Origin of the sequence: Corallococcus terminator, from assembly GCF_003611635.1 — a bacterium.
Classification (GTDB): Bacteria; Myxococcota; Myxococcia; order Myxococcales; family Myxococcaceae; genus Corallococcus; species Corallococcus terminator.
In genome coordinates, this window is record NZ_RAVZ01000332.1 from 1 (window position 1) to 10,772 (window position 10,772).

Below are 10,772 nucleotides of genomic sequence, written 5' to 3' on the forward strand. Positions count from 1 at the left end.
CCGCATGCGCGGGCATGGCGCTGGCGGTGACGGGCGTGCTCATGGTGCTGGGACAGGCCTCGGGTTCGGCCTTGCTGGGCCGGGCGCCCATGCTGGCGCTGCTGTTGTCCACGAGCGCGGTGTGTTCATGGGGCGCGCTGGCACCACGCCGACGCCCGCTGCGGTGGGTGGGCGTGGGGATGGCGGCGGTGAGCGCGGCGCTGCTGGTGCTCACCCGGGCGGCGCCCCTGGGCCCATCCAACCTTCCCGCCTGGGTCTGCACCGCGGGCCATGTGGCGATGGCGCTGGTGCCGCTGGCCGTGGCGTTGTTGGTGCTGCGCTGGACGGCGTTCGATCCGCTGCGCGCGGTGGTGGCGGGACTCGCCGCGGGCACGGTGGGCGCGTTCGTGGGCGAGCTGGCCTGCGAACAGGGCGCCGGACACGTGGCCGCGTATCACCTGGGCGCCTGGGCGCTCCTGGCCCTGATGACGTGGGGCCTGTCGAAACGACTCAAACCCCGGACCTACGCTCCATGAAGCACGACCCCTCTCTGATCCTGACGGAAGACGTGGACGGCGCACCGGTGCGCATTGGCGCGGCGGTGATGATCGTCCGCACGGAGCCGGACGACCCCATCACGGAGCGGTTCCTGGACCGTGTGGGCGTCGTCGTGGCGCTGGTGTTCGATGATCCGCCCCGGCAGTACCCGGCGGATCCGCTCATCCAGGTGCGCGTGCACGGCGTGGGCGAGGACCTGTTCTTCGCCCGCGAGGTCGCCGCCGTGCCGCAGGGTCACTTCATCGCGTTCGGTTCGTCCAGCTCCGCGTAGTGGCGGAAGATGCCCTTCGGGTTGAAGGGCTGGGCGCGCTTGGAGCTCTTGTACGCGGCGATGCGGGGGCGCTCCGCGATGCGCTCACGCAGGGCCATCACGCCGGGCACCTGCGAGGCGATGCGGCGCATGGCGTTGGGGAACGCGTAGAGCAGGCCCTCCACGATCTGGAACAGGCCCAGTTCCGGGTAGCTGAAGTCGCTACCAATCAGATACCTGCCACCGCCCCGAGTGTTCGCCTTCAGCACGCGTTCGAAATAGCCCAGGTACTTCGGGATGCGCTGGGTGCGGAAGACTTCGGCGTGGGCCTTCGCGGGCTCCTTCTGCTCTTCGTAGGTCTTCATCACCGCGATGGGATGGTGCGTGTCATGCGCTTCCGCCACCACGTCCGCGACGGTGAGCTGGAATTGACGCGCATGCAGCCGGGCTGCCTCGTCAGGGGGTACCAGGCCGAAGCGTTCGCCCAGGTAGGAGCAGATGTTGGGAGCCTGGGCGATTTCGAGGTCGCCCACCTTGAGCACCGGCGGCGCGTACGCGGGCACGGCCCCCTGCCCCAGCGCCTCCATCATGGCCCTGGCCCCGCCGCCCTGTGACTCCGGCAGCAGGCCCACGTCCACCCAGTCCGCGCCTGCCTCTTCCAGCACCAGTCGCACGAACTCGCCACGGCCCGGGAGGCCCGGCCAGTAGTACAGGTGAAACTTCGCGTCGCTCATCGTCGTGTCCTCGCGTGGGAGCCGGCGCGCATCCTCCGCCCGTGAGGCCCCCGTCACGGAAGGACCGTGTCGGGGGAGGATTCAGTCCCCCACAGTCCGGCACGGGCGGGGCGTCGAAAACCGCTAGGATGCCAGCGCATGCCGCGCGGCCCGGGAAGGGTCCGGGGCATCCACCACCGGGGAGCAGGCACCTGTGATCAGTCCGTCCATGCGTTGGGTTGGCGTTGGCCTCCTGGGGGCCTTCGCCGTGGGCCTTTTCGTCACCTCCGGCGTGCTGTATCGGAGCGCCTCCGACTTCCAGGCCCATGCCGTGAACGTGTCGGGCGTCATCAGCGGCCACGAAGAAGACCGGTGCAGCGGCAAGGACCGCAACAAGCGGCGCTACCACTACACCTGCTTCAAGTACCGCGTGCGCTACGACGCGGAGGGCGGCTCGCGGGAGGCGCTGGTCGAACAGGTGCGCTCGGACCGGCCGGACCGGATGGGTGAGAAGGTGGAGTTGCGTCTGGACCCGCGCACGCAGACGGTGTTCTTCGCCGGCACCCAGGGCCCCTGGTTGGGCCCCGTCATCACGGCGCTCTTCGGCCTGCTCTGCCTGGGAGGCGCCGTGCTGTTCTTCAAGCTCACCGACCCCAACAGGGGGTGACGCCTACCGGGGCATCCGTGCCGAAGCGCAGAAGATCATCTCGCCGATGTACGTGGCATCCGCCTTCGTGCGCTCCTCGATGAGGCGCGCATCGAGCGTGTCGATGCCAAGCTCCACCTCCGTGGCCACGCCCCGTTCCAGGATGCGGGGGAGCATCGCGCGCGCGATGGGGCCCACGTAATGGTGCATCTCCGGAGTCTGCACGATGGCCTCGGCCCGCAGGTGCTCCACCGTGAGGCCCGCCCGCGTGAGCGCGGAGGCGAGCCCGAAGCCCATGTGCACGTTCCCGCCCTCACGTTCGACGGTGCGCCACATCCACTCACGCACTCGCGCGTGAAGCGGGAGGGGCGTGAGACTCGTCGGCGCCACCGTCGAGTCATGCTCCTGGAAGACCATCAAGCCCCCGGGGCGCAGCACGCGGGCCAGCCCGCGCAGCGCTTCGACGGCATCCGGCTGATACATCAGCACGCGTCTTCCGACGGCGGCGTCGAACTGGCCGTGCTCGGACGCGAGCGAGCGGAAGTCGCCCTCCACGAAGGTGATGCGAGAGTCCTGGACCGTCTCCCGCGCCATCGTGAGCGCACGTGAATCGATGTCCACGCCCACCACCTGTCCGCGCTCGCCCACGAGGCGCGCGATGAGCAGGGAGACCAGGCCCCTCCCACAGCCGACATCGAGCACGCGCATCCCCTCGCGAATGCCCGCGTCGACCAACATGCGCTCCGTCACCGCGGTCACCGCTGTCGCCAGATCCACCATCGTTCCGCTCCTTGCCATCCCCTCTCTGTAGGAGGGCAACGGCAGGAAGCGAAGGGCGCCGATTGGGAGGGCATCGGCCGATCTTTCGATCCGGCCAGCCGCCGCGTCAGTGCCCCCCGCTGGTGGCCTTCAGACCCACGATGGCCACCAGCAACAACGCCAGGAAGAACAGCCGGGGCGCGGTGGCGGGCTCATGGAAGAGCACCATGCCCATGACGGCCGCGCCGAACGCGCCAATGCCCACCCAGACCGCGTAGGCCGTGCCAATGGGCAGCGTCTTCGCCGCATAGGACAGCAGGCCCATGCTGGCGATGATTCCCGCGATGGTGAGGATGCTGGGAAGCGGCCGGGTGAAGCCCTGCGTGTACTTCAGGCCAATGGCCCAGGCCACTTCCAGCAGACCGGCGATGATGAGGAGGATCCACGACGACATGACGCACCACTCCCGTGAGAGCGTCGTCTTGTCGTGACCGGGTACGGCGCACCTCGTCCGGGCTCCGAGTCCCCACCCCGGGGACTCGCACGCATCCTCCACCCTAACCCCGCGCGACCTCCTTCGCCACGGCTTCCCGGGCGCTCAGAGCGAATGGCCCAACAGCCACGCGTAGACGTCATGCCCCGCCGAGCCATCGAACGTTCGGCCCCAGGAATCGTGCCCGACGCCCGGGTAGAGCGTGAGCAGCGCCGCGGGGTTCGCGGCCGGCGAACAGGTGGTGTTCATCTGGTTCACCGGATTGATGGAGCCCCACTGGGAGACCTGTCCATCCGCCGTACCGTGGAAGGCCCACACCGGCAGACCCGACGCCGCCGCCGGGCAGAGGTTCAGGCTGGAGGCATTCCCCGCGATGGGCAGGATGGCGGCCAGCTTGTTGTAGTGCACCGCCGCATAGGCCCAGGTCTGGATGGCGCCCGCGGAGATGCCCGTCAGGTAGATGCGGCTGGGGTCCACCCGGTAGTGCACCTTCGCGTACTCGATGATGGCGTCGATCTCCGCCACCGAGATGAACGCGTTGAAGCGCTGGGGCGCGATCAGGACGAATGGAAAATCACGTCCGTTGCGGATGAGCCGGGGCGGCGCGTTGAGGTTCATCACCTTCTCAAGGGCCGTCGCACTGCCATTGCCCACTTCGCCCGTCCCATGCAGGAAGACCACCAGCGGGAACGTTTCGGTGGGCGCGTCGTCGTAGCCCAGGGGCAGATACTCCCAGTAGCCCAGGCTCATCCCGGGCACCGTCCCATACGGACGGGCCAGGATTTCTCCCTGTGCCGCGAAGGCACCCTGCGCGGAAAAAACCACCAAACCCAAGCACAACATCAGACGGCGCATCGCGGTCATGAGTCCTCCCAGGGGGAGGTCCCAGTCTAACAAACATGCCTGGGCTTTAACTTGAAAATCATGTAAAACGAGACAGACTCAACAGCAGTGTAAAAGTCCAGAAAGGACTCCCAGCCATGAAGCTCAAGAACATAGGCATTGCCGCGGGTGTTTCCCTGTTCGCGTTCGGCCTGGTGGCGGAGGCAGCGGAAATCTTCCGCAATACCGGCACGCTCTCCGGCTGGAACGCCATCAACCGGGAGCACAACGGCACGGTGAATGAGGTGACGAACGTCACCTACGAGGGGCCGACGGCGCTCAAGGTGACGCAGATCTACGACCCGTCCTACAACGGCCGCTACCATTCAGAGGTCGTGAAGCACAACGTGTACCGGCGCGGCGACACGGGCTTCTACGGCTTCGCGTTCCGGTTGCAGGCGGACTGGCAGTTCCAGCCCCAGTCCTACAACATCGCGCAGTTCATCGCGGACTTCTCCAACACCGGCTGTGACGACTACATGCCGTCCACCATGGTGTGGCTCTCCGGCAACCAGCTCTTCACGCGCGTGAAGCAGGGCTCGGTGTGCAACCAGAAGACGGTCACCTTCGGCAACCTGGCCACGGTGACGGCCGGGGAATGGCACAAGGTCATCATCCAGGCGAAGTGGGCCAGCGACGGCACCGGCTTCTTCAAGCTCTGGTTCGACGGAACCAAGGTGCTGGAGCAGTACAACCTGAGCACCACCGTGTCCGACGACCGCTACTTCCAGTTCCGCGTCGGCCTGTATGCCAATGGCTGGTACGACAACGGCTACATGCAGGGCAGCCAGGGCAACCGCAGCATCTGGTTCGATGAGATCGCCGCCGGAACGACCTTCGCCGACGCCGATCCCTCCCAGTGGTAGCCGCGCGCTAGGCCTCCGGAAACGCGACCGCCGGGCCCATGGCTGGGGGCACGGCGGTCCGCGTCTGCTTCTCGCGCCGCGCCAGTTCCCGCGCCCCCAGGAAGCCCCTGCCGAGCACACCGAAGATGAGGATGCGGATGACGAGTCCCGTCAGCGCGGACACGCCCGCCACCTTCTCGGAGGTGACCGCCAGATACACCGTAGAGAGCGTGTCGAAGGAATACAGCAGGATGGCCAGCAGGGGCGCCACGCGTGAGCGCTTGAACATGAAGAAGCCCAGCACGGCCAGCACGCCTCCGAAGAGGAGGTTGGACGCGCTCACCGGGAGCTGCTGGCGCACCTTGCTCGTCATGACGAGCGACACCATCGCGAGGCCCACGCTGAAGGCCGCCAGCCCGTAGAGCAGGAACGTGGCGGTGCGCACCTGCTGGACGGGATCCGTCGCTTCGCCGGGCAGTGACGCGCCATCGCGCAGCACCCGCAGCTCCGTCGTCGGCACGTGGAGCAGTTGCACGTGCAGCACGCTGTCGTCCGGGAGCTTGAACTCCACGCCGTCCTCCAAATGGAGGCGGTCGGCCACCTCACCGACGGGCTGATCGTCCAATTCGATCTTCAGGTCCTGCCAGTTCCCGCTCCACGACAACTCCAGGCGCCGGGGACCGCCCTCTTCCAATGCCAGCTTCAATGCACCCATCGATGGACTCCCTTCCCCGGCTCAGAGGTGGTTGTACAGCCCCAGGAAGGCGAGAAAGAGCATCACCACGTGGAACCACCCCACGTTGCGCGCGATCAAGGCCGGATCCCGCCCCGACGCGGGCGCCGTGCCGGCCTCGATGGCGTTGAGCTCCTGCTGTCCCAACACCAGTCCGACAACACCCGGCGCAAAGCCGCAGAAGCCCACGGTGGCGAACACCAGCGACAGCACGGCGCGCCCCGAGGGCTTCTCCGTCCGGCTCAAATCCTGGCAGGCGGGACACAGCCCGCGCGCCCCGAGCCCCTCGCGGCACAGGACACACGTGAAGGTGCCACACCGGGTGCAGGTGCCTTCCGCGAGCGTTTCAGGATGTCTGGGACAATGGGCGGCGGGTGCTGCTTCCATCCCAGACGAATACCATTCCCGCGCGGTGTCACGGAATCCCCCAGCCTGTGTCTTGGAAAGACGTGAAGGATTGGGAATTCCGGAGGGCTCGGCACGAGGAGACACGGCGCAGAAGCTCCCGGTCGCCTAGACTTGGGGCATGTGCCTGAACATCAAGCCCCTCTTCAACTTCGCGCCCCCCGCCACCGACGATGACGTCCGCGCGGCGGCGCTCCAGTTCGTCCGGAAGATCGCCGGCACGCGCAAGCCGTCCAAGCAGAACACCGACGCCTTCGACATCGCCGTCGAGGAGATCTACCAGAGCTCGAAGCGGATGCTCGAAGGGCTGGTGGCGACGACCCCACCCAAGGATCGGGCGAAGTTCGAGGCCCTCAAGAAGCTGCGCTTCAAGAGGGCCGAACCCCGCTGAGCCTCAGGGCACCTGGGTCTGGAACGCCGTCCAGCGCGTGTGCACCCACTGCCGCACGTACTCCACCTCCTCGGCGTGGGTCTTGAAGTCCTGGCGCAGGTGCCATTCCGGGAAGTTGGCGTACCCGACGGTGTCCGGCTTCGCGAAGTCCCGGTACTCGGCGGCCCAGCGCGCTTCATCGCGCTGTGCATTGACGCCCAGCTCGCGCTCATACCCGTCGATGAGCGCCTGCACGTTGGCCTCGCTCAGTTCGTTCTTCAGCGCCTGGCGGTAGCGCTCGCGCATGGGGCTGGCGATGGCGGGCTCCGCGAGCATCCGCTTGAAGAGGAAGTTGTCGTAGGCGTAGGTGGACCGGGTGGTGGCGCTGGTGCGCGAGGTGTCGTAGTTCTGCCCGAAGCTCGCATCCAGGTCCCACGGGATGAAGCGCCACGGGCCGCCCTTCTTCGGATCATACGCGTGGTAGGCATTCTTCGCCTGTGAGTCATTGCCCAGGATGAGCGTATTGAAGATCCACCAGTCCTCGTAGTCGCGCGCCTTCAGCTTCGCGCCGAAGTCCTGACGGAAGGCGTCCGCGCTGGAGTCCGCGACCCAGGCGACGAAGGCATCCATCGTATCGAACGCGTGGGCCTGTCCCTCCTCGGGCGTGCCTTCGTCCTTCTCGAAGCCCTCGTGGAGGTTCGCCTTCGCCCCACCGTCGCGCCGGGTGCGGGAGAAGTTGGCGTTGGCGTCCACGGCCTTGAAGAGGTCGGCGTCCTTGTCGATGCCGTTGCCCTCCATCAGGCGTTTGTCCGGGTGGTCCGCCGCCGTGTAGATGCCCCGGTACTTCTTGTTCGCGTACACCACCACGCTGAAGGTGCGGATGCGCACGGCCTCGGGAGACAGCTTGCTCCACAGGTCGAACGCCAGCCGCGAGCGCAGGTAGGAGTTGTCATTGAACGGGGAGATCAGCACCACCCGCTTGCGGTCCTTGAAGCCGTCGCCGAAGACCGGCTCCGAGAACAGGTCGTCCTCGTCGAACTTGAACGTCAGGCTGCGCTTGGGGAACACGCCGGAGGTGGCGCCGCGGTACTTCGCCTCCATCGTGAAGCGGTGGCCCCGGTACACCACCTGCGCGGGCCGGTAGCCGCCCGAGGTGAGGCCGATGTCGGGGTCGAAGAACAGGTGCACCACGGGCAGGCCGTACTCCTCCGTGTAGGCCTCGGGGTCGACGATGTCGACCTTGCCCGGCGCCGCGTCGTTGTTGGCCACGCCCACCTTCAGCGTGCCCGTCTCGCCGGTGGTGCGCTCCTCCAGCGTGAGCATCCACACCGCGCCCTGGCTCAGCGTCGGCGTCCAGCGCAGCGTCGCGGTGGCGTCATCGAAGGTCGCGCCCGGAGGCAGGTTCCGCACCCCGAAGCGCAGCGTGGGCCCCGAGTGGTCCGTCGCGCACCGCACGTGCGCGGTGAGCGCCTCCCCTTCCAGCACCCAGCGCGCATCGCCCGCCGTGGGCGCGCACACCTGCTGCGTCGGCCCCGCGTCCGGCGTCTGCGTCCCCGCGTCGGACGTGCCCGCATCGGAGGTGCCAGCGTCGGACGGGCCCGCATCCGCAGCGGGCCGGGTTCCCGCATCGGTCCCGGACCCGGTGCCCGCGTCCAATCCCGTGCCGGACGGATCATCGGGGCCGGTGTCCGGAGGCGGCACGGCGTCACCGCCGCCGCACGCCACCATGCCCAGGCAGGCCACGCCCAGAAGACCCCGCTTCAGCCATCGCGTCACTCGCACCGGGACAAGCCCCCCTTGGGTACGGTCCGGATCGGACCGTGGGGGGCAAGGGGTAGGCATCACCGCGGCGCGAGACACCTGCCCACGGGGGAGGTGTTCCACTCCGGACAGCCTGGACGTCAGTAGACCGCGGTCAGGCCGACGTGCAGGCTGGAGTACGTCTCCTCGGCGACTCCACCTTCCGACCACCCCGTGAGCGTGCCGGCGCCCGAGAACTGGTCGCGGAAGTGCGCCAGCCGGAACGCGACGTCGTAGCCGAACGGGCCCCAGACATCCCCCGACACGCCCAGCTCCGAGCTCCAACCGAAGCTGGACACCGACGTGCCGAAGTCGCTGATCTCCAGCGCGCGCCGCCCACCGTCCGCCTCGGGCGAACGCCCCGGCTTCGGCGACAGCAGCAGCCCCACGGACGCGTCCAGGCGCACCGAGCTGAACAGCGGCACCGACAGATCCAACGCCACCGACGGGAACACGCGGTGCGTGCCGGACAGCGGGTTGTCCACGGCCTCCTCCACGTCGAACGCGCGCGTCTGAAGCCCCGCGCGCGCGCCCACGTAGCCCTGCTGGGGCCGCGTGGTGCCGAAGCGGAAGTAGAAGCGGTACAGCGCCTGCGCCGTGAAGGCGGTGTCGGTGGCCGTCACCTCGCGCACCGGCGTCTGGCCCCCGTCTCCGGTGAGCGTCACGTCCGACGAGGAGAAGCCGCGCTGCGCGCCCAGTTGCAGGCCCAGCCCGCGCAACACCGACGAATCACTCCGCGCCAGGGGCAGCAACTCCAGCTCCAGCGCCAGCCCCAGGTACGGCTGCGACGAGGAGAAGTCGGACGTGTCCCCGACCTGCTCATCTTCCGGAAGCCGCTCGAACGCGCCGCAGCCGTCCACGCCCGGCCGCGCGCAGTAGCGCCGCCACGTCGCCGTCAGCGCCAGGTTCAGCCGCAGCCAGGTGGGAGCCCCCACCTCCGGCTCCACGGCCGAGCCCTTCCCGGCGTCCAGCTTCAGCGACAGCGACGCCGGAGTCCGCTGGGAGGCGGGTCGGAAGGAAGTCGGGTCCAGCGGTCCAGAGGCTGCCGCGGTCGGAGCCGCCAGGGCTCCGACGAGGGCCAGGGTCCACAGCAGCCCCGAAGGGACCCTCGCGCTTCCGGTGGTCGTCATGCCCGGTCAGGTTCACCCAGGCCGGATGCGAAGTCCAGACTCGGCGCTCAAGCGTTCATCGCGTGCCCCACGTTCGCGGACGTGGGCACATGGGAAGGCTCCAGGTTCAGGGAAGGCGAGGAATCCTCCTGCGCGACGGGGGTCGGCTGCGCCTCCTGCGTCCGACCCAGGAAGTCGCGCCGGTAGATGCGCACCATGGCCATGAAGATGGACGCGATGAGCGGGCCCACCAGCAGGCCCATCATCCCGAACACCGCCAGCCCACCGAACATCGACAGGAAGACGAGCAGCGGGTGCAGCGCCATGCGCGAGCCGCACAGGCGGGGCCGGATGACGTTGTCGATGCTGCCCACCAGGAAGGTGCCCCAGGCGAGCAGGAACACACCCTCGCTCACCCGGTTCGCCGCGATGAGGATGACGCCAATGGGGCCCCAGACGAGCGCCGTGCCGCCCACCGGCACCAGCGCCACCAGCACCATCGCCGCGCCCCACACCCCGGCGTGTGGCACCCCGGCGATGAGCAGGCCCAGGAAGCCCACCGCGCCCTGCACCAGCGCGGTGATGGTGTTGCCGTAGATGATGGCGTACGCGACGTCGGTGAACTCGTGCGAGAAGGCGTCGAAGTAGCGGCGCTCCAGCGGCAGCAGCTTCGCCACCTCGTTCACCAGACGACGGCCGTCCAGGAAGAAGTAGTACATGGCCACCGTCATCAGGAACATGTTGACGAGCAGCTCCGTGCCGGCGCCCACCACGTCCGCGAGCAGCCCCGCGCCGCCCGACACCACCGTCATGAGCAGGCGCTCCGTCTCCGAGCTCTCCGGGTCGAAGCGCACGTAGCGGCTCAGTCCCCGGGGCAGCGACGCGAGCAGGTGGTGGCGCAGGTCCACCTGATCCAACAGGTCCTGCGCCTGACCGACGAACTGGAGGACTTCCCGGGCCACCATCCAGCCCACCAGCGCCAGCGGGGCCAGGATGAGCAGGAACACCGCGAGGGTGGACAGACCGGCCACCAGGGACTTGCGGCCCCGGAGCCGTTGGCTCAAGGAGTCCTGGATGGGCATGAAGAGCACCACCAGGAAGCCGCCCAGCAACACCGGCATCATGAACGGCAGCAGGATGCGTGAAAACAAGATCAACGCGACGGCGAAGAGCCCCGCGAAGATGAAATTGGACCACCGCTTCGTATCGCCCGCCGTCACCGCCCCACCC

At 68.2% G+C, this 10,772-nt stretch carries 14 protein-coding genes and 1 riboswitch; of the genes, 5 read left to right on the forward strand and 9 right to left on the reverse strand.

The window, feature by feature from the left end; translation table 11 throughout:
* On the forward strand, nucleotides 1-515 hold a 515-nt coding region (locus tag D7V88_RS33440; RefSeq protein WP_120544686.1), incomplete at its 5' end, for a DUF1109 domain-containing protein.
* Nucleotides 512-808, forward strand: coding sequence for a Carotenogenesis protein CarS (locus D7V88_RS33445; protein ID WP_120544674.1), 297 nt, complete (start codon nucleotides 512-514; stop codon nucleotides 806-808). The genes D7V88_RS33440 and D7V88_RS33445, both read left to right, overlap by 4 nt.
* On the opposite strand, the gene D7V88_RS33450 is transcribed toward D7V88_RS33445, so the two are convergent.
* Complete coding sequence (locus D7V88_RS33450; RefSeq protein ID WP_120544675.1) at nucleotides 772-1,521, reverse strand: glutathione S-transferase; 750 nt, start codon at nucleotides 1,519-1,521, stop codon at nucleotides 772-774. The genes D7V88_RS33445 and D7V88_RS33450 overlap by 37 nt on opposite strands.
* Nucleotides 1,522-1,768: 247 nt before the next feature.
* Between D7V88_RS33450 and D7V88_RS33455 the strand changes: the two genes are divergently transcribed.
* Entirely contained in the window at nucleotides 1,769-2,167 is a 399-nt protein-coding gene (locus tag D7V88_RS33455) for a DUF3592 domain-containing protein (protein ID WP_158625217.1), read from the forward strand.
* A gap of 3 nt (nucleotides 2,168-2,170) precedes the next feature.
* On the opposite strand, the gene D7V88_RS33460 is transcribed toward D7V88_RS33455, so the two are convergent.
* The 3 genes from D7V88_RS33460 to D7V88_RS33470 all read right to left on the reverse strand — a co-directional run bounded on the left by D7V88_RS33460 (nucleotide 2,171) and on the right by D7V88_RS33470 (nucleotide 4,262).
* Nucleotides 2,171-2,944 carry a class I SAM-dependent methyltransferase gene (locus D7V88_RS33460; protein WP_244238527.1) on the reverse strand — a complete coding sequence of 258 codons (774 nt, stop codon included), beginning with the start codon at nucleotides 2,942-2,944 and terminating at the stop codon, nucleotides 2,171-2,173.
* Between the two features lie 88 nt (nucleotides 2,945-3,032).
* Complete coding sequence (gene sugE / locus D7V88_RS33465) at nucleotides 3,033-3,359, reverse strand: quaternary ammonium compound efflux SMR transporter SugE (protein WP_120544678.1); 327 nt, start codon at nucleotides 3,357-3,359, stop codon at nucleotides 3,033-3,035.
* 17 nt (nucleotides 3,360-3,376) lie between these two features.
* Nucleotides 3,377-3,447: riboswitch (guanidine-III (ykkC-III) riboswitch) on the reverse strand.
* A gap of 56 nt (nucleotides 3,448-3,503) precedes the next feature.
* The gene (locus tag D7V88_RS33470; protein ID WP_120544679.1) at nucleotides 3,504-4,262 is read right to left on the reverse strand and encodes a carboxylesterase family protein; all 759 of its coding nucleotides are present in this window, start codon (nucleotides 4,260-4,262) and stop codon (nucleotides 3,504-3,506) included.
* Nucleotides 4,263-4,378: 116 nt separating this feature from the next.
* On the opposite strand from D7V88_RS33470, the gene D7V88_RS33475 reads away from it, so the two are divergent.
* Complete coding sequence (locus D7V88_RS33475) at nucleotides 4,379-5,146, forward strand: polysaccharide lyase family 20 protein (protein ID WP_120544680.1); 768 nt, start codon at nucleotides 4,379-4,381, stop codon at nucleotides 5,144-5,146.
* Nucleotides 5,147-5,153: 7 nt separating this feature from the next.
* On the opposite strand, the gene D7V88_RS33480 is transcribed toward D7V88_RS33475, so the two are convergent.
* Both D7V88_RS33480 and D7V88_RS33485 read right to left on the reverse strand, forming a co-directional pair.
* Nucleotides 5,154-5,840, reverse strand: a complete 687-nt coding sequence (locus tag D7V88_RS33480; protein ID WP_120544681.1) for a hypothetical protein — start codon at nucleotides 5,838-5,840, stop codon at nucleotides 5,154-5,156.
* A 21-nt stretch (nucleotides 5,841-5,861) separates the two neighbouring features.
* The gene (locus D7V88_RS33485) at nucleotides 5,862-6,245 is read right to left on the reverse strand and encodes a DUF4190 domain-containing protein (protein WP_120544682.1); all 384 of its coding nucleotides are present in this window, start codon (nucleotides 6,243-6,245) and stop codon (nucleotides 5,862-5,864) included.
* A gap of 139 nt (nucleotides 6,246-6,384) precedes the next feature.
* On the opposite strand from D7V88_RS33485, the gene D7V88_RS33490 reads away from it, so the two are divergent.
* Complete coding sequence (locus D7V88_RS33490) at nucleotides 6,385-6,654, forward strand: DUF2277 domain-containing protein (protein ID WP_120544683.1); 270 nt, start codon at nucleotides 6,385-6,387, stop codon at nucleotides 6,652-6,654.
* A 3-nt stretch (nucleotides 6,655-6,657) separates the two neighbouring features.
* Here the strand turns inward: D7V88_RS33490 and D7V88_RS33495 are convergent, their stop codons facing one another.
* From D7V88_RS33495 to D7V88_RS33505, 3 genes are all read right to left on the reverse strand, one after another.
* Entirely contained in the window at nucleotides 6,658-8,361 is a 1,704-nt protein-coding gene (locus tag D7V88_RS33495) for a CotH kinase family protein (protein ID WP_372241141.1), read from the reverse strand.
* Between the two features lie 173 nt (nucleotides 8,362-8,534).
* Complete coding sequence (locus tag D7V88_RS33500; protein WP_120544684.1) at nucleotides 8,535-9,563, reverse strand: hypothetical protein; 1,029 nt, start codon at nucleotides 9,561-9,563, stop codon at nucleotides 8,535-8,537.
* 47 nt (nucleotides 9,564-9,610) lie between these two features.
* On the reverse strand, nucleotides 9,611-10,762 hold the full coding sequence (locus D7V88_RS33505) for an AI-2E family transporter (protein WP_120544685.1): 1,152 nt from the start codon (nucleotides 10,760-10,762) through the stop codon (nucleotides 9,611-9,613).
* Nucleotides 10,763-10,772 lie beyond the last annotated feature (10 nt).

Coding starts and splice junctions, on each gene's coding strand:
- D7V88_RS33475 (WP_120544680.1), top strand. CDS start 4,379: ATGAAGCTCAAGAACATAGGCATTGCCGCGGGTGTTTCCCTGTTCGCG.
- D7V88_RS33470 (WP_120544679.1), bottom strand. CDS start 4,262: ATGACCGCGATGCGCCGTCTGATGTTGTGCTTGGGTTTGGTGGTTTTT.
- D7V88_RS33460 (WP_244238527.1), bottom strand. CDS start 2,944: ATGGCAAGGAGCGGAACGATGGTGGATCTGGCGACAGCGGTGACCGCG.
- D7V88_RS33485 (WP_120544682.1), bottom strand. CDS start 6,245: ATGGAAGCAGCACCCGCCGCCCATTGTCCCAGACATCCTGAAACGCTC.
- D7V88_RS33500 (WP_120544684.1), bottom strand. CDS start 9,563: ATGACGACCACCGGAAGCGCGAGGGTCCCTTCGGGGCTGCTGTGGACC.
- D7V88_RS33450 (WP_120544675.1), bottom strand. CDS start 1,521: ATGAGCGACGCGAAGTTTCACCTGTACTACTGGCCGGGCCTCCCGGGC.
- sugE (WP_120544678.1), bottom strand. CDS start 3,359: ATGTCGTCGTGGATCCTCCTCATCATCGCCGGTCTGCTGGAAGTGGCC.
- D7V88_RS33445 (WP_120544674.1), top strand. CDS start 512: ATGAAGCACGACCCCTCTCTGATCCTGACGGAAGACGTGGACGGCGCA.
- D7V88_RS33490 (WP_120544683.1), top strand. CDS start 6,385: ATGTGCCTGAACATCAAGCCCCTCTTCAACTTCGCGCCCCCCGCCACC.
- D7V88_RS33480 (WP_120544681.1), bottom strand. CDS start 5,840: ATGGGTGCATTGAAGCTGGCATTGGAAGAGGGCGGTCCCCGGCGCCTG.
- D7V88_RS33495 (WP_372241141.1), bottom strand. CDS start 8,361: ATGGTGGCGTGCGGCGGCGGTGACGCCGTGCCGCCTCCGGACACCGGC.